Genomic DNA, 21,869 nt, shown 5'->3' with positions numbered 1-21,869 from the left:
TTCGTGATCACGCAACACCACTGGGTCACAGTGAGGTCATGACCGATGTGACGTCCTCGAAGAGCACCCGCCGCCCGCACCACTGGCGGCACGACCTGATCGAACTCGCCGCCCTGTTCACCGCCGTGGTGGTGGCCGACACGATCGCCAAGACCATCGCCAAGGGGCCCGACGGCGCCTACCTGCTGGTGTTCTCGGCGATCGCGCTGGTCGCCACCGCCGCCTTCCACACCTGGTGGGCCCGGAGGCACAGTCATGCGAGCCATGCCCCACCCGCCGGTCGCACCGGCGGGCACTCCCCCGCGGCCCCCGGGTCCGACGCCACCCCCGTGGCACACGACGAGAGGGAGCCCGGGGTGCCCGTCGAGACCACGCTGTGGCGGATGCGGACCACCGTCGCGGACACGCCGGGCAGCCTCGCCGCGCTGTGCACCGTCCTCGCCCGCCTGGGCGTGGACATCCTCACCCTGCAGACGCACCCGCTGGCCGACGGCACCGTGGACGAGTTCCTGCTGCGTGCCCCCGCCGACCTCACCGCCCAGGCCCTCGCCCGTGAGACGGCGGCGGCCGGCGGCCGCGACACCTGGACCGAGCGGGCCGACGCCCACGACCTGGTCGACACCCCCACCCGGGTGCTCGGCCTGGCCACCCGTACCGCCCTCGACGCGGCCGAACTGCCGCTCGCGCTGCGCCAGCTCCTCGGCCGCTGCACCCTGCACTCCGTGCCCGCCGTCTCCCTCACCGGGCGCCCCACCGGCGAACCCGCCCCGGTCGAGGGCGTGCTGGAGGAGACCGTGATGCGGCTGCGCGACCCCAACGGCGGCACGCTCATCGTGGAGCGGCCCTACCTGCCCTTCACCCCGACCGAGTTCGCCCGCGCCCGCGCCCTCGTCGAGCTCGACGCGCGACTCGGCCACCGCGTGCCGCGCAGCCAGGACGTGCTCACCCTGCCCGAGGGCAACGAGATCACCGTCCGCCGCGCCGACCAGCGCGACCTGTCCGCCGCGCGCGCCATGCACGACCGCTGCTCGGCCCGCACCCTCGGACTGCGCTACCACGGCCCGGTCGGCGACGCCGACCGCTACCTCGACCACCTGCTCAGCCCCCGCTTCGGGCGCACCCTCGCCGTGCAGACGACCTCCGGCCGTCTCGTCGCCCTCGGACACCTGCTGTGGGACGGCGACGAGACGGAGGTGGCGCTGATGGTGGAGGACGACTGGCAGCGACGCGGTATCGGCTCCGAGCTCCTCGGCCGGCTGGTGGCCATGGCGGAGGAGGCCGGCTGCGCGAGCGTGTACGCCGTGACGCAGTCGTCCAACACCGGGATGGTGGCCGCGATGCGGGCGCTCAACCTGCCGCTCGACTACCAGATCGAGGAGGGCACGCTGGTGATCACCGCGCGGCTGGCCTCGGCACCTCGACCGGGCGCCCACTCGCGGCAGGAGCAGCGACCCGGAGGGGTGCGGCGGGCGGAGCGCTGAGCGCCTGGGTCAGATCCCGCCACAGGTCCTCGACGTCCTCCAGACCGACCGACATCCGCAGCAGGCGGTCGCTGACGCCCGCCGAACGCCGGTCGCCCTCGGCCACGATGCGGTGGCTGATGGAGGCCGGGTGCTGGATCAGGGTGTCGACGCTGCCGAGGCTGACGGCGGGGGTGATCAGCCGTACGCCCGCGATGACGTCGTGCGGCTCGCCGTACACCTCGAAGGCGATCATCGCGCCACCGATCCGCGGGTAGTGGACCCGGGCGATCCGCGGGTCGGTGGCGAGCCGCCGTACGAGCTCCGCCGCCGTGCCGGACGCCGCCCGCACCCGTACCGGAAGGGTCGCGAGACCGCGCAGCAGCAGGTAGCCGGCGAGCGGGTGGAGCACCCCGCCGGTGGCGAAGCGCACCTGGCGGAGGGTCCGGGCGAACTCCTCGTCGCAGGCGACGATCCCGCCCATGACGTCGCCGTGCCCGCCGAGGTACTTGGTGGCGCTGTGCAGCACCATGCGGGCGCCCTGTTCGACGGGCCGCTGGAGCACCGGGGTGGCGAAGGTGTTGTCGACCAGGAGCGGCACCGAGCCGCAGGAGTGCGCGAGGGCACGGATGTCGGCCTCGGCGAGGGTCGGGTTGGCCGGGGACTCCACCATGACGAGGCCGGTGTCCGGCCGGATCGCGTCCGCTATCCCCGCCGGGTCGGTCCAGGTCACCTCGGTGCCGAGCAGTCCGGCGTCGAGGAGGTGGTCGCTGCAGCCGTACAGCGGGCGGACCGCGACCACGTGGCGCAGGCCCTGGCTCGCCCGGGCGAGCAGGACGGCGGTGAGCGCCGCCATGCCGCTGGCGAAGGCGACGGCGGACTCGGTGCCCTCCAGACGGGCGAGGGCCTCCTCGAAGCGGGCGACGGTGGGGTTGTCGAGCCGGGCGTAGACGGGCGGGCCGTCGAGCCGGGCGCCGGTGGTGGCGAACTCGTCGATGCGGGCGGCCTCCGCCCGGGCGTCGTACGAGGGGTAGGTGGTGGACAGGTCGATGGGCGGGGCGTGCAGTCCGAGCGGGGCGAGGTCTTCGCGTCCGGCGTGCACGGCTTCGGTGGCGAGGGCCCTCGGGGTGGCCGAGGGGCCGTAGTCCATGGCGTCCATGGCGGCACTGTGAACGGATACCGGAAAGTAGCGGGAAACAGCCGTGCTACGTTCGGCCAATGGCCGATTCTGTCGTACTGGACACGGTCGATCTGCACATTCTTCGCCTCCTGCAGAACGACGCCCGGACCACCTACCGTGAACTCGCCGCCGAGGTCGGGGTGGCACCCTCCACCTGCCTGGACCGAGTGGCGCGGCTCCGCCGCACAGGCGTGATCCTCGGACACCAGCTACGACTGGATCCGGCCAAACTCGGCCGTGGGCTCGAAGCGCTCCTTCTCGTCCAGGTCCGCCCGCACCGGCGCGAACTGATCGGCCCGTTCGTCGACCGGATCCGGGCCCTCCCGGAGTCCCGGGCGCTGTTCCATCTGACGGGACCCGACGACTACCTGGTGCACGTGGCCGTCGCGGACCCCGCCGACCTGCAACGACTCGTCCTCGACGAGTTCACCTCGCGCCGCGAGGTGGCCCGCGTCGAGACGCGGCTCATCTTCCAGGAGTGGGAGTGCGGCCCACTTCTCCCGCCTTCCTCGGGCCCTTCCTTGTCAGCCGACTGAGGCCGGACGAGGGTGACGGGGAGCTGCCGAAGGCGTCAGGATGGCCCCCATGCCAGAGACTTCCAGCAGCCCGCTGCCCCGCCAGGTCGCCGACGACCACGTCGACGCACTCATCGCCCTCGACCCGATCATCGGTACGTACCTGGGAGTCAAGGAGAGCGCCGGACTGCTGCCCGACTTCTCGCCCGCCGGCCAGCGGGCCGTGGCCGACCTGGCCCGCCGTACACTCGCCCGGCTCGACGAGGCGGAGCGTGCCCCGGGCGCGGACAGCGAGGCCGAGCAGCGGTGCGCCAGGCTGCTGCGGGAGCGCCTGACGGCGGAACTCGCCGTGCACGAGGCCGAGGAGGGCCTCTGTACGGTCAGCAACATGCGTTCGCCCGCGCACAGCGTCCGCATCGTCTTCACCGTGACCCCGACGGAGACGGAGGAGGACTGGGCGGCGGTCGCCTCCCGGCTGCGCGCGGTCCCGGCCGCCCTGGAGGGTTACCGTTCCTCGCTCGCGCTGGGACTGGAGCGGGGGCTCTTCGGGGGCCCGCGCCCCACGGCCACCTTCGTCGACCAGCTCACCGAGTGGGCCGGCGCGGAGGGCGGAAGGCCTGGCTGGTTCGAGGAGTTCGCCGCCGCCGGCCCGGACACCCTGCCCGAGGACCTCCGCGCCGAGCTCGCGAAGGCGGGCCGGGGCGCCACGGAGGCCGTCGCCGCGCTGCGGGACTGGATGCGGGACGTGTACGCCCCGGCGGTCGTGGGCGCCCCGGACACGGTGGGCCGCGAGCGCTACCAGCGCTGGACCCGCTTCTTCAACGGCACCGACCTGGACCTCGACCAGGCCTACGCGTACGGCTGGACCGAGTACCACCGGCTGCTCGGCGAGATGCGGAGCGAGGCCGAGCGGATCCTGCCGGGCGCCGGCCCCTGGGAGGCGCTGGCCCACCTCGACGAGCACGGCGCGCACATCGAAGGGGTGGAGGAGGTCCAGGGCTGGCTGCAGCAGCTCATGGACGAGGCCATCGAGGCGCTCGACGGCACCCACTTCGAACTGGCCGACCGGGTGCGCCGGGTGGAGTCCCGCATCGCCCCGCCGGGCGGCGCCGCCGCGCCGTACTACACCGGCCCGTCGGAGGACTTCTCGCGCCCCGGCCGCACCTGGCTGCCGGTGGACGGCACGACCCGCTTCCCGGTGTACGACCTGGTGTCCACCTGGTACCACGAGGGCGTCCCGGGCCATCACCTCCAGATCGCGCAGTGGGTGCACGTCGCCGACCGGCTCTCCCGCTACCAGGCGACCATCGGCAAGGTCAGCGCCAACATGGAGGGCTGGGCGCTCTACGCCGAGCGCCTGATGGACGAACTCGGCTTCCTGCCCGACGCGGAGCGGCGGCTCGGCTACCTCGACGGCCAGATGATGCGCGCGTGCCGGGTGATCGTGGACATCGGCATGCACCTGGGCCTGGAGATCCCGGCGGAGTCACCGTTCCACCCGGGCGAGCGGTGGACACCGGAGCTCGCGCAGGAGTTCTTCCAGCGGCACAGCAGCCGTCCGCCGTCGTTCGTGGAGAGCGAGATGACCCGCTATCTGTCGGTGCCGGGACAGGCCATCGGCTACAAGCTCGGCGAACGCGCCTGGCTGCTCGGCCGGGCCAAAGCGCGGGCGGCGCACGGCGAGGCGTTCGACGCGAAGGCATGGCACATGGCGGCCCTCTCGCAGGGCCCGCTGGGCCTCGACGACCTGGTCGACGAGCTGTCGCGTCTCTAGGGGGCGTTCGCGGCGCCGGCCCGTACAGCGGGCGGGATTCCCCGGTCGATCACTTGATCAACCGGGGAATCCCCTGCTATCCCTCGGTCATGACCACCGACTACACCCCCGACGCCACCGACTGGCGCATCCTCGAAGCCCTCCAGGCCGAGGGCCGCGCCAGCTTCGCCGACCTCGCCCGCACCGTGTCGATGTCGCCGTCCGCGGTGACCGAGCGGGTGCGGCGTCTCGAGGAGGCCGGGGTGATCAGCGGGTACACGGCGATCGTCGACCAGGACCGGCTCGGGCTGCCCATCCTCGCCTTCGTACGGCTCCGCTACCCCCACGGCAACTACAAGCCGTTCCACGACCTGCTCGGCGCCACTCCGGAGATCCTGGAGGCCCACCACGTCACCGGCGACGACTGCTTCGTCCTGAAGGTCGCCGCCCGCTCGATGCGGCACCTGGAGGAGATCACCGGGAAGATCGCCACGCTGGGCGCGGTGACCACCAGCGTGGTGTACTCCTCGCCGCTCCCCCGGCGCTCGCTCGGCCGCTGAGGGCGTCCCCGTGCCTCCCCCGTTCCCTCAGCCGGTGAGCGCGTCCCCGCCGGTGCGCAGCCGCACCGCCGAGCCCTGCCGTGCCTTGACGACCTCCAGTTGGGCCGGGATCCGGCGGCGCAGGTCGCCGACGTGGCTGACGATGCCGACGCTGCGGTCGCGCTCGCGCAGCGAGTCGAGGACGTCCAGGACCTCGTCGAGCGTCTGCTCGTCGAGGCTGCCGAAGCCCTCGTCGATGAAGAGGGTGTCGAGCCGGACGCCGCCCGCCTCGTCGGTGACGACGTCGGCGAGGCCGAGGGCGAGCGCGAGCGAGGCGAAGAAGGTCTCGCCGCCGGAGAGGGTGGCGGTGTCGCGCTCGTTGCCGGTCCAGGCGTCGACGACGTGCAGGCCGAGGCCGGCCCGCTTGCCGCCGGAGCGCGCGTCGGAGTGGACGAGGGTGTAGCGGCCGGAGGACATCCGCTGGAGGCGGGCGGTCGCGGCGGCCGCGACCTGTTCGAGGCGGGCCGCCAGGACGTACGACTCCAGGCGCATCCGGCGCTCGTTCTCGGCGGAGGTGCCGGCGGTGAGGGCGGCGAGGCGGGCCACCCGGTCGTACTCCTCGCGGAGCGGCCCGAGGCGGCGGACCTCGGTGACCGCCTGGCGGGAGAGCACGGCGAGGCCGTTGCCCCGCTCACGGGCGGCCGCCAGGACGGACGCGGCCTCGCGCAGGGCGCGTTCGGCGGCCGCGTGGGCCGCTGCCGCGACCGCCGGGTCGGCGGGCGGGAGCGCGGCGGCGGCAGCGGTGCCCGGCTCGGCGAGCCGGTCCTCGACGGCGGCGGCCTCGGCCTGCCACGCGTCGACGCGGTGCTGGTGGTCGCGGCGCTCGCTCTCGCGCAGGAGGGCGGCGGCGGCCTCGGCCGGGGTGGTGAAGCCGGCGCGGTAGGCGGCGTCGGCGAGCCGGTCGTCGGCCTCCTTGAGGCGCTGGGCGGCGAGTTCGGCGGAGCGTACGGCCCCGGTGGCGTCGACCAGGAGGGCGATCCGGCGCTCCAGGCGGGTGGCGTGTTCGGCCACGCTGGCGAACGCGCCGCGTCCCCGCCCGAGTTCCTCGTCGAGCGCGGTCTGTTCCCGGTCCAGGGCCTCGCGCCGCGAGGTCCGCGCGGCGACCCGCCGCTCGGCCTCCCGCTGGGAGCCGACCCGCTCCTCGTACTCCCGCTCGGCGCGCGCGAGCGCCTCCCGCGCCCGGTGGGTCTGCCCGGCGAGCGCGTGCGCGTCGGCGTGGAGGCGGTTCAACTCCTCGACCTCACGGGCGAGTTCACCGACGGTCGGCTCGGCGGCGGACGTCTCCGGCTCATCCGGCGGCTCGGTCCCGTCGGCCGGCTCCGGCCGGCTGCCCTCCAGGACGTCTTCGCGCGCCGATGACCAGGACTCGCGGGTGACGGCCAGGTCGCGTTCGGCGGCCGTACGGGCCTCCTCGGCGCGGGTGTAGGCCGCGTAGGCGGCGTCCTCGGTGGCACGGTCGACGTGGTCGGCGGTGGTCCGGGCGGGCGCCGGGTGGGTGGTGGAGCCGCAGACCTGGCAGGGACCGCCCGGGGTGAGGGTGACCGCGAGTTCGGCGGCGATGCCCTCCAGGCGACGGGACTTGACGTCGAGCCAGCGCTCGTGGGCGGTGTTCCGGCCCTCCCGGGCGTCGGCGAGACGGGCCTCGGCTTCCCGGGTGTCCTCGGCGAGGGCATCACGGCGGCGGGCGGCGGCGAGCCTGCGGCGGGCGGGCTCCAGGCGGCCCGCGAGGTGCTCGGCGCGGGCGGCCGCGTCCCGGGCGGCCTCGACGTGCTCGGTGAGCGCGGTGCGGCGCGGTTCCCAGCCGACGAGCCAGTCGGCGGCGTCCCGCAGGACGTCGTCGTCGGCGCGTGCCTCGCGCGCGAGGACGGCGCGTTCCTCGGCGATCGTGGCGGCTCGGCGCTCGGCGCGGCGGGCAGCCTCCAGGCCGCCGAGGTCCGCGCGGAGCCGGTGCTCGAAGGCGGAGAGCTGCTCGGCCCCGGCGTCGGCGAGGTCGGGGGGCAGCAGGGCACGGGAGCGTTCGCGGGCGGCGTGCGCGGTGGCGTGCTCGCGCTCGGCGTCCTGCCGCAGTCCGAGCGCGGGTGCCACCCGGTCGGCCTTGAGGCTGCGGTCGAGGGCGGTCTGGAGGCGGTCGCGCTCCGGGGCGTGCGCGGTGAGCCGCTCCTGACGCCGGAGCGCGTCGGCGTGCCGGGCCTGGCGCGCGGCGAGGTCGTTCTCGGCGTCCAGCGCGGCGCGCGCGGCTCCCTGCCGGGCCTCGGCCGTGTCGAGCCGTACGCGCGCGGTGTCGAGCGCCTCGCGGGCCTCGGAGCGGGCGACGGCGGCCCAGGTGAGGACCGCGTCGGCGAGCCCGGGGTCACCGGGCCGCCCCTCGACGGAGGTACGGGCGACCCCGAGGCCCCCGGCGGCCTGCCCCATCCGGTGGGCGAGGGCGAGGAGCCGCTCGTCGCCCTCCTCGACCTGCTGCTGTGCGGCGCGCCTCAGTTCGGCGAGGCGCTCCTCGACGGCGGCGAAGCGACGGGTGTCGAAGAGCCGGCCGAGGAGCTTGCCCCGTGCCTCGGCGTCGGCACGCAGGAAGCGGGCGAAGTCGCCCTGCGGGAGGAGGACGACCTGGCAGAACTGCTCGCGGCTCATGCCGACGAGCTGGGTGATCTCCTCCCCCGTCTCCTGGTGGGAGCGGCTGAGGCCGACCCAGGCACCGGTGGCGGAGTCGTACTCGCGCAGCCAGGTCTGGGCCTTCTCGGTGGTGAAGCCGCCGCCGCGCTTCTTGGGGCGCTGCTGCGCCGGGCGCCGGGTGATCTCCAGGCGCCGCTCCCCCACGGTCAGTTCGAGGACGACCTCGGTGGTCGTGCCGACGGGGGCGTGGTCGCTGCGCAGCGAGGCGCCGGGGGTCTGCCGGACGCCGGGCACGCTCCCGTACAGAGCGAAGCAGACGGCGTCGAGGACGGAGGTCTTGCCGGCGCCGGTCGGTCCGTGGAGGAGGAAGAGGCCGGCGGAGGAGAGGGCGTCGAAGTCGACGCTCTGCCTGCCGCCGAAGGGGCCGAACGCGGTGATCTCCAGGCGGTGCAGCCTCACCGGCCCACCTCGCGCTCGGCCGCGTCGACCCGTACGTCGTCGAAGGCGCCGTACAGGACCGTCCGCTCGGCGCCGTCGAGGGACGCGCCGCCGCGCACATGGGCCACGAAGTCCTCCGCGATCTGCTGGTCGGTGCGGTCCCTGAGCCGCTGGGCGTAGGAGGCGCCCGGGTCGTTCCCGGTCCGCTCGGGGTCGAAGACCAGGTTCAGGGTGTGCGGGAAGCGTTCGGCGAGCCGGGTCATCGGCTCGGCGGGCCGCGCCGGATCGGTGAGCGTGGCCTCGACCCAGGACTGTTCGTGGGGCGTGAGAGCCGGGTCGGCGAGCAGGTCGTCGAGGCGTCCCCTGATCCGGGCGAGGGGGCGGGGGACGGGGCAGTCGAGCCGTTCGGCTCCGGTGATCGCCCCGTCGGGCCCGCCGTCGCCCGGTCCCAGGTCGACGAGCCACATCGTCTTGCGGTGGTCCGCCTCGGAGAAGGAGTACGCGAGGGGGGAACCGGAGTAGCGCACGCGCGGAGTGAGGGTCTGGCTGCCGTGCAGGTGCCCGAGGGCCACGTAGTCGACGCCGTCGAAGACGCCGGCGGGGACGGCCGCGACGCCACCGACGGTGATGTCCCGCTCGCTGTCGCTGGCCGCCCCGCCCGCGACGAAGGCGTGGGCGAGGACGACGGAGCGGGTGCCGGCGGGCCGCGCGGCGAGGTCGGCGCGGACCCGGTCCATCGCTGCGGCGAGCACCGCCTCGTGACCGGCCTTCGTGGCGCCGAGCTGTTCCCGGACGAGGGCCGGTTCGAGGTAGGGCAGGCCGTAGAGGGCGACGTCGCCGTGGGCGTCGGAGAGGACGACGGGGGTGCCGATGCCGGCGGGGTCGGTACGGAGATGGATGCCGGCCCGTCCGATGAGTCCGGCGCCGACGCCGAGGCGGCGGGCGGAGTCGTGGTTGCCGGAGATCATGATGGTGGGCACTCCGGCCTCGGCGAGGCGGTGCAGGGCGGTGTCGAACAGCTCGACGGCGGGCAGCGGGGGCACGGCCCGGTCGTAGACGTCCCCGGCGACGAGGACGGCCTCGACCCGGTGGGCGTGGACGGTCGCCACGAGGTGGTCGAGGAAGGCGGCCTGGGCGTCGAGCAGGCCGACGCGGTGGAAGGACCGGCCGAGGTGCCAGTCCGAGGTGTGCAGGAGCCTCACGATGCCGTCCCACCCCGCATGTGCGCCGCTCCTCGCCGCTGGTTCCCGTTCGTGTGCGCCCTCCACGCTATCCCGCCGGGGGGTGTGGTCGGGGCGATCCGGCGGTACCGGGGGGACCCCGCTCGTCACACCTCGGGGCGGGTGTCCGCGTCGCGCCCCGCGAGGCGCAGGTCACCCGCCACCCGGGGCTCACACGTCCCCGTACGCCTCGCCGCCCGGTTCGAACGAGGCGGTGCCCGCCGTGGCGGCGGCGAGCCAGGCGCGGAAGGCGGGCACGTCGGCGTCCGGGAGGCCGATCTCGATCGTGACGGCGTCGGCGTACCGCACGTCACGGACGGCGCGCCCGGTCGCCCTCAGGTCGTTCTCCAGCTTGCCCGCCCGCTGGTGGTCGACGGTGACGGTGGCGAGGCGGAAGCGCTGCCGGGTGACGGTGCCGAGCGCGTCGAGCGCCTCGCCGACCGCCCCGCCGTACGCGCGGATGAGACCGCCCGCGCCGAGCTTCACACCGCCGTAGTAGCGGGTGACGACGGCGGCGACGTACCGCACCTCACGGCGCAGGAGCATCTGGAGCATCGGGACGCCCGCCGTGCCGCCGGGCTCGCCGTCGTCGCTCGCCTTCTGGACGGAGGCGTCGGCGCCGAGGACGTACGCGAAGCAGTTGTGGGTGGCGGTCGGGTGCTCCCGGCGGACGCGCGCGACGAACTCCTGCGCCTCGCGCTCGTCGGCGACGGGTGCGAGCGCGCAGAGGAAGCGCGAGCGGTTGATCTCGGTCTCGTGCACACCCTCACGGGCCGGCGTGCGGTACTGCTCCTGCATCCGGCCAGCCTACGTTCCACCGGACCCACCGCTCTCCGGCGGCCGGTCCGGGCCCCCGGTCGTCGTCCCGCGCTCGCCGCGGCCGGTCCGGGCCCCGGTCGTCGTCCCGCGCTCGCCGCGGCCGGTCCGGCGCCCTACGTACCCTCCGTCTCGCGCTCCCCCGCGGTCGGTTCGGGCGCCGTCGTGAGCCCGGCGTACGGCAGGGCGCGCAGGGCCAGGGCCCAGCCCAGGCGGGCCTCGCCGGACTCGCTGGAGCGGCCGGTGAGCTCGGCGATGCGGCCGATGCGGTTGAGGACGGTGTTGCGGTGGCAGTACAGCTGGTCGGCGGCCCGGGAGGCCGAGCAGCCGTGGTCGAGCCAGGCCCGGAGCGTGGTGAGGAGCGCCGCCCGCTCGCCCCCGGTGGCGAGCACCGGCCCGAGGTGCACCGTGACGATCCGCTCGGCGATGTCGGTCCGGCCGCTGAGCAGCACCTGCGCGAGCCGGTCGTCGAAGGAGGCCACCTCGCCGCTGCCTGCGGGGAGCGTACGGAGGGTCTGCTCGGCCAGTCGCAGGGCGCGCCCCGCCTGGGAGAGCCGCTCGAACTCCGGGGAAACGCCGGCGGTGGCCCCGGTCCGCTCGCGCAGCGCCGCGAGGAGCGCGCGCGTGGCCGGGTCGGTTCCGCCGCCCGGACGAGCCCCGGGGGTCCGTCCGGCGGGGGCGTCGCGGCGGGGCAGCCGGACGATGCCCGCGTACCGGCCGGAGCGGGGACGCCAGTACGACCACATGCCCTGGGCCTCCAGGGCGGGAGCCAGGTGCGGGGGCGCGGCGGGGTCCTGGGCGGCGACCACGACGACGTACCGGTCGACCGGGGGCACGCCGAGCGCCGCCGCGGCCGCCGAGGCGACGGCGGGGTCGTCGGCGCGGCCGTCGAGCAGCGCCTCGAAGAGGGCGACGCGCCGGGTGTCCTGGCGGCTCTGGAGCTCCAGCTGGGCGATCCGGTAGGCGTCGGCCATCGCGACCGAGTAGCGGTCGATGGTCTCCCAGACTCCGCCGGCCATGTCGAGTTCGATGTCGCGGCCGTCGGACTCGCGGCCCGCCCGGACGCGCAGGTGCTCGGCCATGACCTGCCAGAGGACCCGGCCGCCGCGCCGGTAGGCCTGGAGCACGGTGTCGAGCGGCACGCCCTGCTCGGCGCGGCGGCGGCCGGTCTCCCGGGCCGCCCACTCGAAGTCGCCGCCGGTCGCCGCGAGGCCGCCGAAGTCCTCCAGGGCGCGCAGCAGGTTGTCGCGGCAGATCTCCCAGAGGTCCTCGCGGGTGACGGGGGCTCCGGAGGCGTACGTACCGGAGTGGGCGCGGATGTCGTCGACGGCGCGGTCGGTGAGCCGGTCGACGTCGGCGAGCATCGCCGTGGCGAGGGCGCGGCGGAGCGCGCCGGAGCCGCCGGCGCCGCTCAGGGGAGTGTGGGTCCCACCGGTGGCGCTCAAGGAGGTGCGGCCCGCGCCGGTGGCGCTCAGGGGGGTGCGGCCCGCGCCGGTGGTGCCGCTTCCGCTCGGGGAGGTGCGGCTCGCGCCGGGGCGCGCCCCCGAGGGCTCGCCGGGTGCCGCCGGGCTGTGGGTCATGGCTGGCACCGTAACGTTGGGATTTGGCGAATGCCACGGGGCGGACGTGACGGCGGGGCCGCTGCCCAGCTCGGCGGGCCGCATGGTGGGCACCCGCACATGGCGTCGGGGCGGGGTCGCGGCGGATTCTGTGCCGTGTCACCGATCGTCAACAGAGCTGTTGACTCCGCGTCCCTGGAGCGTGTCATGTCACTGAGCGTCGCCGGCGTGCTGGGCCAGTCCGCCCGCCACTTCCCCGACCGGATCGCGGTCGTCGAGGGGGCGACCCGGCTCACCTACGCGGAGCTGTGGACGGAGGCGCTGCGCTGCGCCGCCGGGCTGCGGGAGGCCGGGGTGAAGCCGGGCGACCGGCTCGCCGTGCTGCTGCCGAACACGACGGAGTTCCCGCGCGTGTACTACGGCGCGCTCGCGGCGGGCGCGACGGTCGTGCCGGTGCACGCGCTGCTCGTCGCCGACGAGGTGCGGTACGTCCTGGAGCACAGCGGCGCGGTGGGCATCGTGAGCGGCGGGCCGCTGTGGGCGGTCGCCGACGAGGCGGCGCGGGCGGCCGGAGTGCGCGCCTTCCAGGGGGCGCCCTCGGCGGCGGAGCCGCTGACGGCGGCCGAGCCCGCGGAGCCCTCGGACACCGCCGTGATCCTCTACACGAGCGGGACGACGGGCCGGCCGAAGGGCGCGCTGCTCACCCACCTCAACATCGTCATGAACGCCTCCGTGACCGCGCAGGACCTGCTCGGTCTCGGCGCGGGCGACGTGGTCCTCGGCTGTCTGCCGCTCTTCCACAGCTACGGGCAGACCTGTGCGATGAACGGCACGCTCCGGCAGGGTGCGACGCTCGTGCTGATGCCCCGGTTCAGCGGTCCGGCGGCGCTGCGGGTGCTCGCGGACGAGGGCGTGACGGTCTTCATGGGAGTACCGACGATGTACCACGCGCTGGTGGAGGCGGCGGCCGGCTCCGCGGTGCGCCCGGAGGCCCTGCGCGCCGCCGTGTCGGGTGGCGCGGCGCTGCCGGTCGCGGTTCTGGAGCGGTTCGAGGAGGCCTTCTCGACCCAGGTCCTGGAAGGGTACGGCCTGACGGAGACCTCGCCGGTCGCGACCTTCAACCAGCCGCACCTCGGCCGTCGGCCCGGGACGGTCGGGCATCCGGTCCGGGGCGTCGAGGTGGGGATCGCGGACGCCGCCGTCGAGCGGGAGATCGCGCTGCTCGCGGACGGCGTGATCGGGGAGGTCGTGGTGCGCGGGCACAACGTCTTCGCCGGCTACCTGGACGATCCGGAGGCGACGGCGGCGGCGGTCGTGGACGGCTGGTTCCGTACGGGTGACCTGGGCGTGCGGGACGAGGACGGCTTCCTGCGGATCGTGGACCGGAAGAAGGACCTGGTCATCCGGGGCGGCTTCAACATCTACCCGCGCGAGGTCGAGGAGGTGCTGGTGCGTCATCCCTCCGTCTCGGAGGTCGCGGTGATCGGCGTCCCCGACGAGGCCAAGGGCGAGGAGGTGTGCGCGGTGGTGGTACGCCGGGAGGGCGCCGCCCGCCTCTCCGAGGAGGAGCTGGTCGACTGGTCGCGGGAGCGGCTGGGCCGCCACAAGTACCCCCGGATCGTGCGGTTCGTGGAGGAGCTGCCGCTGGGTCCGACGGGCAAGGTCCTGAAGCGGGCGCTGGTCTGACCTGGTCCGACGGGGCAAGGTCCTGAAGCGCGCGCCGGTCCGACCTGGCCCGGCGGGACGACGAGAGCGGAACGAGGAAGGGTGGCGTCGATGGCGGAGCGGGGACCTGAGGTCCGCACGCGGTACGGGGTGCTGCGGGGCTCCCTGAAGGACGGTGTGGCGTCGTTCCTGGGCGTTCCCTACGCGCGGGCGCCCGTGGGCCCGCTGCGGTTCCGGGCGCCGGAACCGGCCGAACCCTGGGAGGGGGTGCGGGAGGCCAAGGCCTTCGGTCCGACGGCGCCGAAGCGTCCGTACGCGCCGCCGCTCGACGCGCTCCTTCCCGACCCCGACGTCCCGGGCGACGACTGCCTGAACCTGAACGTCTGGGCGCCGTGGGGAGACACCGGCTCGGGGCCCGACGGGGAGCCGGCCGGGGGCGAGGGTCCCGGGGCGGGCCGACGCCCGGTCATGGTCTGGATCCACGGAGGTTCGCTGATCCACGGCTCCTCGGCCGTCCCGGTCTACGACGGCACCGCCTTCGCCCGGGACGGGGTGGTCCTGGTCTCCGTCAACTACCGGCTCGGCGTCGAGGGCTTCGGGGTCTTCCCCGACGCTCCCGGCAACCTCGGCCTGCGCGACCAGATCGCCGCGCTGACGTGGGTGCGGGAGACCGTCGCGGCGTTCGGCGGGGACCCGGAGCGCGTGACGGTGTTCGGGGAGTCGGCGGGCGCGATCTCGATCGCCGCGCTGCTCGCCTCGCCGCTCACGAAGGGGCTGTTCACGCGGGCCGTGGTGCAGAGCGGCGCCCCGATGGCGCAGCCCCTCGCCGCGGCCCGCCGGACCACCGGGGCGGTGGCGGCGCGGCTGAAGGTGCCCGCCACGGCGGAGGCCTTCGCGCGCGTGGACCGGGATCGGCTGCTCGCGGCGCAGACGGAGGTGACCGGCAAGGGCTCGCCGCTGACCGGCGGCCACTCCTTCCAGATCGTCGTGGACGGCGAGGTGGTGCCGCGCGATCCGGCGGAGGCGCTGGCGGACGGGGCCTCGGCCGGGGTGGACCTGCTGATGGGCACGACCTCGGAGGAGTACCGGCTGTGGTTCGTGCCGAGTGGGGTCACGGACCGGGTGGGTCCCGTGGTCCAGCGGCTGCTGCTGCGGAAGGCGAGGGTGCCCGCCCGGACGGCTCGCGTGTACCGCGCGGGCCGGCCTGACGAGAAGCCGGGTGAGGTCCTGGGCGCGCTCGCCACGGACAGACTGCTGCGGATCCCGCTGAACAGGCTGGCGGACGCCCGGCTGCGGGCGGGCGGGCCCGGCGGAACGTATCTGTACGAGTTCGGCTGGCGCTCCCCCGTGCTCGGCCTCGGCGCCTGTCACGCGCTCGAACTCGGCTTCGTCTTCGACACGCTCGACCTGCCGGAGACCCGCGCCCTGACGGGCCCGGACGCGCCGGGCGACCTCGCCACGGCGATGCACGCGGCCTGGGTGGCCTTCGCGGCGACGGGTGACCCGGGGTGGCGCGCGTGGGACCCGGCCCGTCCGGTGATGACCTTCGGCCCGGGCCTCCCGGCCCTGGTCGAGGCGCCGAGGGAGGCCGAACGGCGCGCCTGGGAAGGCTCAGGCCCAGGGCGGGAATCAGGGCGCGGGGCGGCCCGTTGACCACGACGACGGGCCACCCCGAGGAGAGGCAGCAGCAGCGATGAGCGTCGACACCACGACCACCGGACCGACCGAGTACTCGGCGTCCGAGACGGTACGCCGGATCCTCACGTCCACGGGCGACACCTGGGCGGTGGTGGGCCTCTCCTCGAACCAGGCGCGGGCCGCGTACGGGGTGGCGGCGGTCCTGCAGCGCTTCGGGAAGCGGATCGTCCCGGTCCACCCGAAGGCGGAGACGGTCCACGGCGAGCAGGGGTACGCCTCCCTGGCCGACATCCCCTTCCCGGTCGACGTCGTCGACGTGTTCGTCAACAGCGAGCTGGCGGGCGGCGTCGCCGACGAGGCCGTGGCGATCGGCGCGAAGGCGGTCTGGTTCCAGCTGGACGTGATCGACGACGAGGCCTTCGCCCGCACCCGCGAGGCGGGCCTGGACATGGTCATGGACCGCTGCCCCGCGATCGAGATCCCCCGCCTGGGCTGACGGGGCGCGGTCCCGCGTCCGCCGATCCGGGTCCGGGCCTGAGCCGAGCTCCTCGCCGACGACGACCAGGTCGAGGCCGTCGGGGGCGGGCCGGGCGTCGCCGACGGCTCCGACGGGTGCGCGCATGGCCTCACGCTGACAACCCCCGCCCCTCGCACCGCGACAACCCCCGCCCCTCCAGCGGCCGCTCGTGTCAGCGTACGGGCGGGATGGAGACGGCCATGGTCATCTCGGCGGTCTCGGTGCCGTCGTTGCGGTAGGCGTGCGCCGTGTTGGCCTCGAAGACGGCGGAGGTCCCGGCCGGCAGGACGTGCTCCTCGCCGTCGACGACCAGGGTGAGGACGCCGGAGGTGACGTTCAGCAGCTCGACCGTGCCCTCGGGGTGCGGGTCGGAGGCGCTGCCGTCGCCCGGCATGAGGGTCCAGGACCACAGCTCCAGCGGGCCGCGGGCCTCGGTGCCGACGAGGAGGGTGGTGTGGCTGCCGGTGGAGGTGGACCACATGCGGACGGCCTGGTCCGGCGGGACGAGCCGGACCTGGGGGCCCTGTTCGTAGTCGAGCAGGGTGGTGATGGAGACGCCGAGGGCGTCGGCGAGCTTCACCGTGGTGCCGACGCTGGGGTTGGTCCGGGCCTGCTCGATCTGGATGATCATGCCGCGGCTGACCCCCGCCCGCGCGGCGAGGGCGTCCAGGGTGAGGCTCCGCTCCTTGCGCCAGCGCTTCAGGTTCCGGGCGAGCGACTGCGTGAGCTGATCGAGATCCGACACATTCCGTCCAATATTTTGGATGACAGAGTTCAATGAACTGAACTACGGTGGGATGCACCCGATGGTTCACCGAACTGTACTGCCGTCCGCGATCTGCGAGGACCCATGACCGCCCTGTTCGCCCTGGCCACCAGCCTTCTGTGGGGCCTCGCCGACTTCGGCGGCGGCCTCCTCACGCGCCGCATGCCCGCCCTCACCGTCGTGGTGGTCTCCCAGCTGATCGCCGTCCTCGTCCTCGGCTCCGTGGTCCTCGCGACCGGCGCCTGGACCGAGTTCGGCCCCCAGCTCTGGTACGCGGTCGGGGCGGGCGTCGTCGGCCCGGCGGCCATGCTCGCCTTCTACAAGGCACTCGCCCTCGGCCCGATGGGCGTGGTCTCCCCGCTCGGCTCGCTCGGCGTCGTCGTCCCCGTCTCGGTCGGCCTCCTCGTCGGCGACCGGCCCGGACTCGTGCAGTTCGCCGGGATCGGCGTGGCGATCCTCGGCGTGGTCCTCGCCGGCGGGCCGGAGCTGCGCGGAGCACCCGTCCAGCGCCAGGCGGTCCTGCTCACCCTGGTCGCGGCCTTCGGCTTCGGCTCGGTCATGGCCCTGATCGCCGAGGCCTCCACGACGGTCACCGGGCTCTTCCTCGCCCTGTTCGTCCAGCGCGTCACCAACGTCGTGGTGGGCGGCGGAGCCCTGTACGCCTCCGTGAAGCGCGGCGGCAGGGCCCTCCCCGAGGGCGGCTTCCAGGTGATCCGCGCGGCGCTCCCGGCCCTCGCCTTCGTCGGCCTCGCCGACGTCGCCGCGAACGGTACGTACGCGATCGCCGCCCAGCAGGGCCCGGTCACCGTCGCCGCCGTCCTCGCCAGCCTCTACCCGGTGGTCACCGCCCTCGCGGCCTACGGCGTCCTCAAGGAACGCCTCCGCGCGATCCAGGCGGCGGGCGCGGGGCTCGCCCTGGTGGGCACGGTCCTGCTCGCCACCGGCTAGCGCTCGCGGCTCCCGGCGGTGCCGGGCGGGCTCAGCCCGTCCGCTCGGCCTCCCAGGCCGCGAGCGCCGCCAACTGCTCCGACGTCACGTGTTCCGGGATCGGGACCGGGGCCGGGGTCCGCAGCGGCGGCTGCCACCCCTTCTCCGGGTCCCAGCCGCGTACGACCCGGGCCGGGGCGCCCGCGACCACCGAGTGGTCCGGCACCTCGCCGCGCACCACCGCGCCCGCCGCGACGACCACGTTCCGGCCGAGGCGGGCACCGGGAAGGATCACCGCGCCCGTGCCGAGCCAGCAGCCGGGGCCGATGGAGACCGGCTCCGAGCGGGGCCACTGGCGGCCGACCGGCTCGTCCGGGTCGTCGTAACTGTGGTTGGTCGAGGTGATGTAGACGTAGGGACCGCAGTACGTGTCCGAGCCGATGGTCACCTTCGCGTCGGCGATCACATGGCTGCCCCGGCCGAGGACCACCCCGTCGCCGAGCGTCAGGACCGTGTCCGCGCCGAGGTCAAGGCCCGGCAGCATCCCGGCCGTCAGCGTGACCTGCTCGGCGACTATGCAGCACTCGCCGATCTCGATCCACCGCTCCCCGAAGACCGTGCCCTGCGGGAAGGCCAGCCGGGTGCCCGCGCCGAGGCGGCGGAAGCGGAGCCCGCCCGGATGCTCGGCGGTGACGGAGCCGGTCTCCCGCACCCAGCGCCAGCCGCTCTGCACGGCACGGGCGAGGACCCTGCGGCGCCAGGCGGCGAGGGAGGAGAACGTGTTTCGGTTCCTGGGCACCCGGACACCGTAGTCGGCGCCGTCGTACCTGACTGGCGCGGTGCGCTGTGATGTCCGTCATGAGCACGGCATAGGCTGCGGCCGGGGCCACCCCCGGGCGTGACACGACGGCTGACGATCAGGAGCGAACCATGACAGAGGCGTTGATCAAGGGTGTGGGCGGCAAGGAGCCGCGGATCGACCCGAGCGCCTTCACCGCCCCGACCTCCGTGGTGCTCGGCGAGGTGACGCTCGGCGCCCGGGCCAGCGTCTGGTACCACGCGGTGCTGCGCGCGGACTGCGGTCCCATCGCGATCGGCGAGGACTCCAACATCCAGGACAACTGCACCGTCCACGTCGACCCCGGCTTCCCCGTCTCCATCGGTGACCGCGTGACCGTCGGTCACAACGCGACCGTGCACGGCTGCGTCATCGAGGACGACGTGCTCGTCGGCATGGGCGCGACCGTCCTCAACGGCGCGCGGATCGGCGCCGGCTCACTGGTCGCCGCGCAGGCGCTCGTCCCGCAGGGGATGCTGATCCCGCCGGGCTCCCTGGTCGCGGGCGTCCCGGCGAAGGTCCGCCGTCCGCTGACCGACGAGGAGAAGGCGGGCATCCAGCTGAACGCCGAGATGTACCTGCTGCTCGCCAAGGGCCACGCCGAGGCCTTCGAGGACTGAGCCGCACGGCGCCCGTACACGCCGGAGGGCGGCACCCGCTCACGGGTGCCGCCCTCCGCTCCGTACGTCGCGGGGTCAGTCCCCGACCGCGACCGGCTCCGGCGCGGGGGCCTCGGCCCGCTCCGCCGCCGCCTTCCTGGCGCGGTTCCTGATGACCAGCATCGAGCCGACACCGATCAGGACGGCGAGGACGAGGCCGAGCCAGGAGAAGCGCTTGAGCCAGGCCTCGGCGACGATCCCGACGGAGTAGATGACGGCCGTGGTGCCGCCGGCCCAGAGGATGCCGCCGAAGACGTTGGCGATGAGGAACTTCCAGTAGGGCATGTGCAGCACGCCCGCGAGCGGCCCGGCGAAGATGCGCAGCAGGGCGACGAAGCGGCCGAAGAAGACCGCCCACATGCCCCACTTCTGGAAGGAGCTCTCGGCGAGACCGATGTTGGCCTCGCTGAAGTGCCTGGGGAACTTCCCGCCGAGCCAGGCGAGCAGCGGTCGCCCGCCCTTGCGACCGATCGCGTAGCCGATCGAGTCGCCGATGATCGCTCCGGCGGTGGCGCAGGCGCCGAGCACCCACGGGTTGATGTCGCCGTGCTGGGAGGCGAGCAGCGCCGAGCTCACGAGCACGATCTCGCCGGGGAGCGGGATGCCCAGGCTCTCCAGCCCGATCACCACTCCCACAAGGACGTAGACGGCGACCGCGGGGATCGTCTCCAGCCACTCCTGGACGTGCAACGCGGTTTCCTCCCGTTCGGACTGCCCTGCCGCGTCCGGCCCGTGGTCGGGGGCCGTGGCGCCGGCGTGCACCTGCGGCGGGCACGCCGGGGCAGCCTACCCGGTCGGGAGGGGCGCCCCTCGACGCCCGCCGCGGGGGACACGGCCGCCCCCGCGCCCCTGGAGGGGTGCGGGGGCGGCGGCGGAGCCTTGCCGGTCAGGCATTCGGGCGGAGGGTCCAGACGACCGTCATCTCGCCGGTCACGGCGCCGTCCTCGCGGGTGATGTCGATCCGTACGGGGAACTCCGGCCGCTCACCCGCGTCGAGCTCCGCGACGACCTCGGCGGCCGGGCGGCCCAGGGTTGCGGTGGCGGTGACGACGCCCATGGCGAGCTTCTTGTAGCCGATCTCGGCCTTGACGGCGAGCGGCACCGCGCGGCTCAGCTGGTCACCGAACGCGGCGAGCACGATGGCGCCGCTGGCGGACTCGGCCAGCGTGAACATCGCTCCGGCGTGCGGTCCGCCGACGTGGTTGTGGTAGGCGGGCTGGTCCGGCAGGCGCACGACGGCACGCTCTGCGGTGGTCTCCAGGAACTCCAGGTTCAGGGTCCCGGCCATGGGAACCGTGGCGGCGAGCATCTCGCCGACGGTCATCTGGTCTGCGCTCATGGAGCGTGATGTTACCCGTGAGTAGCAGCCTTGGCCATCCCCCGCGCACCCGCGGTCCGGGGGCGGACGTGGTCGAGCGGCCTCCGCACCTCTATGGTTACTGGCCATGTGGCCAGGACAGCAGCCGCCCGGGGGCGAGCAGAACCCGCAGGACCAGAGTCAGAACCCCTACCAGCAGTCGGGGTACCAGCAGCCGAACCCGTATCAGCAGCCGCCTGCCCAGCCCGGGTACCCGCAGCAGCCGCCGACACAGCCCGGCTACCCGCAGCAGCAGCCGGGGTACGGCCAGCAGCCGCCCGCGCCGCCCGGCTACCCGCAGCAGGGGTACGGGCAGCAGCCGGGTTACGGCCAGCCGAACCCGTATCAGCAGCCGACCGTGGCGCAGCAGTACGGCGTGCCCGGCCCGGCCCAGCCCGGTGGCCCCGACGGCGGGAAGAAGAAGACGACGCTCGTGGCGATCGTCGCCGCGACCGCCGTCGTCGTCGCGGCCGGCGTCACCGGCTTCCTGGTGCTCGGCAAGGACGACGACAGGAAGCCGGTCGCCGACGACAAGAAGCCCTCCGCGACGGCCTCCGCGCCGACGGACCCGTCCGCGGTCCCGCCGGCGGACCCGAGCCAGTCCCCGTCCGGGATCGCCAACCCCCGCGACGGCGCCGCCCAGCAGCCGACGATCCCCGGCTGGAAGGTCGTCTACAACCCGAAGTACGGCACCCTCTTCGACGTACCGCCGGAGTGGGAGGTCCTGAAGCCCGGGATGATCACCTTCTTCGAGGACGAGAAGAAGAACGACGGCACCCCTCTGGTGACGATGTCGTCGCCGACGCGTCTGAAGAGCGAGTGGTGCACGTACGACAGCGACAAGAACGGCACGAACGAGACCTGGGGCCTCAGCACCGCCGGCACCAAGGGCGGCCAGGGCGCCAAGAACACGGCGGACGCCGCGTACAGCGAGGCCGGTACGTGGGTGTGGGGCGGCTACGCGCAGCACATGCCGCAGAAGACCATCAAGATCACCAAGGCGGTCCCCTACACGACCAAGTCCGGCCTCACCGGCCACATGGCGACCGCGACGGCGCCGGGCGTCAAGAAGCGCAACAAGTGCGAGTCGGACGGCAAGTCGATCGCCTTCACCTTCAAGAACGCCAAGGGGGACTTCTCCACCTGGGTGCTCTACGGCGCGAAGGGCGTCGCGGCCGAGCTGCCGGACGCCACCATCCGGCAGATCCTCTCCACGGTCCGCCTCGCCCCGGCGTCCTGACCGCACGCGACCCCCGTCCGGCCACCGGCCAACCGGCTCGTCCGGGGCCGGTGGCCGGACCGATGCCAACCCGATACACGGACGGCGACCGGCCACCGGACCCCGCCGTCCG

At 74.4% G+C, this 21,869-nt stretch carries 19 protein-coding genes; 10 read left to right on the top strand and 9 right to left on the bottom strand.

The window, feature by feature from the left end; translation table 11 throughout:
* Positions 1–38 precede the first annotated feature (38 nt).
* On the top strand, positions 39–1,481 hold the full coding sequence (locus tag ACRRSS_RS12580; RefSeq protein ID WP_435971284.1) for a GNAT family N-acetyltransferase: 1,443 nt from the start codon (positions 39–41) through the stop codon (positions 1,479–1,481).
* Here the strand turns inward: ACRRSS_RS12580 and ACRRSS_RS12575 are convergent.
* Entirely contained in the window at positions 1,393–2,619 is a 1,227-nt protein-coding gene (locus tag ACRRSS_RS12575) for a trans-sulfuration enzyme family protein (RefSeq protein ID WP_435971283.1), read from the bottom strand. The genes ACRRSS_RS12580 and ACRRSS_RS12575 overlap by 89 nt on opposite strands.
* Positions 2,620–2,678: 59 nt before the next feature.
* Here ACRRSS_RS12575 and ACRRSS_RS12570 point away from each other — a divergent pair, with 59 nt between their 5' ends.
* The 3 genes from ACRRSS_RS12570 (at position 2,679) to ACRRSS_RS12560 (ending at position 5,468) form a co-directional block, all read left to right on the top strand.
* The gene (locus ACRRSS_RS12570) at positions 2,679–3,176 is read left to right on the top strand and encodes an Lrp/AsnC family transcriptional regulator (RefSeq protein ID WP_435971282.1); all 498 of its coding nucleotides are present in this window, start codon (positions 2,679–2,681) and stop codon (positions 3,174–3,176) included.
* Between the two features lie 49 nt (positions 3,177–3,225).
* Positions 3,226–4,929, top strand: a complete 1,704-nt coding sequence (locus ACRRSS_RS12565) for a DUF885 domain-containing protein (RefSeq protein WP_435971281.1) — start codon at positions 3,226–3,228, stop codon at positions 4,927–4,929.
* Positions 4,930–5,018: 89 nt separating this feature from the next.
* Positions 5,019–5,468 carry an Lrp/AsnC family transcriptional regulator gene (locus tag ACRRSS_RS12560; protein ID WP_435971280.1) on the top strand — a complete coding sequence of 150 codons (450 nt, stop codon included), beginning with the start codon at positions 5,019–5,021 and terminating at the stop codon, positions 5,466–5,468.
* A gap of 27 nt (positions 5,469–5,495) precedes the next feature.
* On the opposite strand, the gene ACRRSS_RS12555 is transcribed toward ACRRSS_RS12560, so the two are convergent.
* The 4 genes from ACRRSS_RS12555 to ACRRSS_RS12540 all read right to left on the bottom strand — a co-directional run bounded on the left by ACRRSS_RS12555 (position 5,496) and on the right by ACRRSS_RS12540 (position 12,171).
* Entirely contained in the window at positions 5,496–8,576 is a 3,081-nt protein-coding gene (locus ACRRSS_RS12555; protein WP_435971279.1) for an AAA family ATPase, read from the bottom strand.
* A complete protein-coding gene (locus ACRRSS_RS12550; protein WP_435971278.1) occupies positions 8,573–9,757 on the bottom strand; it encodes an exonuclease SbcCD subunit D in 1,185 nt (394 codons plus the stop codon). Before ACRRSS_RS12550 ends, ACRRSS_RS12555 begins: the two co-directional genes overlap by 4 nt.
* Before the next feature lie 189 nt (positions 9,758–9,946).
* The gene (locus ACRRSS_RS12545) at positions 9,947–10,573 is read right to left on the bottom strand and encodes a YigZ family protein (protein ID WP_435971277.1); all 627 of its coding nucleotides are present in this window, start codon (positions 10,571–10,573) and stop codon (positions 9,947–9,949) included.
* Between the two features lie 134 nt (positions 10,574–10,707).
* The gene (locus ACRRSS_RS12540; RefSeq protein ID WP_435971276.1) at positions 10,708–12,171 is read right to left on the bottom strand and encodes a helix-turn-helix domain-containing protein; all 1,464 of its coding nucleotides are present in this window, start codon (positions 12,169–12,171) and stop codon (positions 10,708–10,710) included.
* 186 nt (positions 12,172–12,357) lie between these two features.
* Between ACRRSS_RS12540 and ACRRSS_RS12535 the strand changes: the two genes are divergently transcribed.
* From ACRRSS_RS12535 to ACRRSS_RS12525, 3 genes are all read left to right on the top strand, one after another.
* The gene (locus ACRRSS_RS12535) at positions 12,358–13,836 is read left to right on the top strand and encodes a long-chain-fatty-acid--CoA ligase (protein WP_435971275.1); all 1,479 of its coding nucleotides are present in this window, start codon (positions 12,358–12,360) and stop codon (positions 13,834–13,836) included.
* Positions 13,837–13,926: 90 nt separating this feature from the next.
* The gene (locus ACRRSS_RS12530; RefSeq protein ID WP_435971274.1) at positions 13,927–15,468 is read left to right on the top strand and encodes a carboxylesterase/lipase family protein; all 1,542 of its coding nucleotides are present in this window, start codon (positions 13,927–13,929) and stop codon (positions 15,466–15,468) included.
* Between the two features lie 40 nt (positions 15,469–15,508).
* A complete protein-coding gene (locus tag ACRRSS_RS12525) occupies positions 15,509–15,949 on the top strand; it encodes a CoA-binding protein (RefSeq protein WP_435971273.1) in 441 nt (146 codons plus the stop codon).
* A 193-nt stretch (positions 15,950–16,142) separates the two neighbouring features.
* Here ACRRSS_RS12525 and ACRRSS_RS12520 read toward each other — a convergent pair whose 3' ends face one another.
* Complete coding sequence (locus ACRRSS_RS12520; RefSeq protein ID WP_435971272.1) at positions 16,143–16,715, bottom strand: helix-turn-helix domain-containing protein; 573 nt, start codon at positions 16,713–16,715, stop codon at positions 16,143–16,145.
* Between the two features lie 105 nt (positions 16,716–16,820).
* Between ACRRSS_RS12520 and ACRRSS_RS12515 the strand changes: the two genes are divergently transcribed.
* Entirely contained in the window at positions 16,821–17,684 is an 864-nt protein-coding gene (locus ACRRSS_RS12515; RefSeq protein WP_435971271.1) for an EamA family transporter, read from the top strand.
* Between the two features lie 31 nt (positions 17,685–17,715).
* Here ACRRSS_RS12515 and ACRRSS_RS12510 read toward each other — a convergent pair whose 3' ends face one another.
* Positions 17,716–18,462: an acyltransferase gene (locus ACRRSS_RS12510; protein ID WP_435971270.1), complete on the bottom strand. Its 747-nt coding sequence runs from the start codon at positions 18,460–18,462 to the stop codon at positions 17,716–17,718.
* A 131-nt stretch (positions 18,463–18,593) separates the two neighbouring features.
* Between ACRRSS_RS12510 and ACRRSS_RS12505 the strand changes: the two genes are divergently transcribed.
* Entirely contained in the window at positions 18,594–19,121 is a 528-nt protein-coding gene (locus tag ACRRSS_RS12505; protein ID WP_435971269.1) for a gamma carbonic anhydrase family protein, read from the top strand.
* 75 nt (positions 19,122–19,196) lie between these two features.
* Here ACRRSS_RS12505 and ACRRSS_RS12500 read toward each other — a convergent pair whose 3' ends face one another.
* Positions 19,197–19,850, bottom strand: coding sequence for a DedA family protein (locus ACRRSS_RS12500; protein ID WP_351898100.1), 654 nt, complete (start codon positions 19,848–19,850; stop codon positions 19,197–19,199).
* Positions 19,851–20,046: 196 nt separating this feature from the next.
* Positions 20,047–20,484, bottom strand: coding sequence for a DUF4442 domain-containing protein (locus ACRRSS_RS12495; RefSeq protein ID WP_435975310.1), 438 nt, complete (start codon positions 20,482–20,484; stop codon positions 20,047–20,049).
* A 121-nt stretch (positions 20,485–20,605) separates the two neighbouring features.
* Between ACRRSS_RS12495 and ACRRSS_RS12490 the strand changes: the two genes are divergently transcribed.
* Positions 20,606–21,757, top strand: a complete 1,152-nt coding sequence (locus ACRRSS_RS12490; RefSeq protein ID WP_435971268.1) for a hypothetical protein — start codon at positions 20,606–20,608, stop codon at positions 21,755–21,757.
* Positions 21,758–21,869: the final 112 nt, after the last annotated feature.

The sequence above is a fragment of the Streptomyces sp. Qhu_M48 genome (genome assembly GCF_051305195.1).
Taxonomy (GTDB): domain Bacteria; phylum Actinomycetota; class Actinomycetes; order Streptomycetales; family Streptomycetaceae; genus Streptomyces.
This window is presented reverse-complemented; position numbering and strand designations above follow the sequence as displayed.

Coding starts and splice junctions, on each gene's coding strand:
- ACRRSS_RS12515 (WP_435971271.1), top strand. CDS start 16,821: ATGACCGCCCTGTTCGCCCTGGCCACCAGCCTTCTGTGGGGCCTCGCC.
- ACRRSS_RS12560 (WP_435971280.1), top strand. CDS start 5,019: ATGACCACCGACTACACCCCCGACGCCACCGACTGGCGCATCCTCGAA.
- ACRRSS_RS12490 (WP_435971268.1), top strand. CDS start 20,606: ATGTGGCCAGGACAGCAGCCGCCCGGGGGCGAGCAGAACCCGCAGGAC.
- ACRRSS_RS12505 (WP_435971269.1), top strand. CDS start 18,594: ATGACAGAGGCGTTGATCAAGGGTGTGGGCGGCAAGGAGCCGCGGATC.
- ACRRSS_RS12580 (WP_435971284.1), top strand. CDS start 39: ATGACCGATGTGACGTCCTCGAAGAGCACCCGCCGCCCGCACCACTGG.
- ACRRSS_RS12565 (WP_435971281.1), top strand. CDS start 3,226: ATGCCAGAGACTTCCAGCAGCCCGCTGCCCCGCCAGGTCGCCGACGAC.
- ACRRSS_RS12540 (WP_435971276.1), bottom strand. CDS start 12,171: ATGACCCACAGCCCGGCGGCACCCGGCGAGCCCTCGGGGGCGCGCCCC.
- ACRRSS_RS12535 (WP_435971275.1), top strand. CDS start 12,358: ATGTCACTGAGCGTCGCCGGCGTGCTGGGCCAGTCCGCCCGCCACTTC.
- ACRRSS_RS12530 (WP_435971274.1), top strand. CDS start 13,927: ATGGCGGAGCGGGGACCTGAGGTCCGCACGCGGTACGGGGTGCTGCGG.
- ACRRSS_RS12545 (WP_435971277.1), bottom strand. CDS start 10,573: ATGCAGGAGCAGTACCGCACGCCGGCCCGTGAGGGTGTGCACGAGACC.
- ACRRSS_RS12495 (WP_435975310.1), bottom strand. CDS start 20,484: ATGACCGTCGGCGAGATGCTCGCCGCCACGGTTCCCATGGCCGGGACC.
- ACRRSS_RS12570 (WP_435971282.1), top strand. CDS start 2,679: ATGGCCGATTCTGTCGTACTGGACACGGTCGATCTGCACATTCTTCGC.
- ACRRSS_RS12575 (WP_435971283.1), bottom strand. CDS start 2,619: ATGGACGCCATGGACTACGGCCCCTCGGCCACCCCGAGGGCCCTCGCC.
- ACRRSS_RS12525 (WP_435971273.1), top strand. CDS start 15,509: ATGAGCGTCGACACCACGACCACCGGACCGACCGAGTACTCGGCGTCC.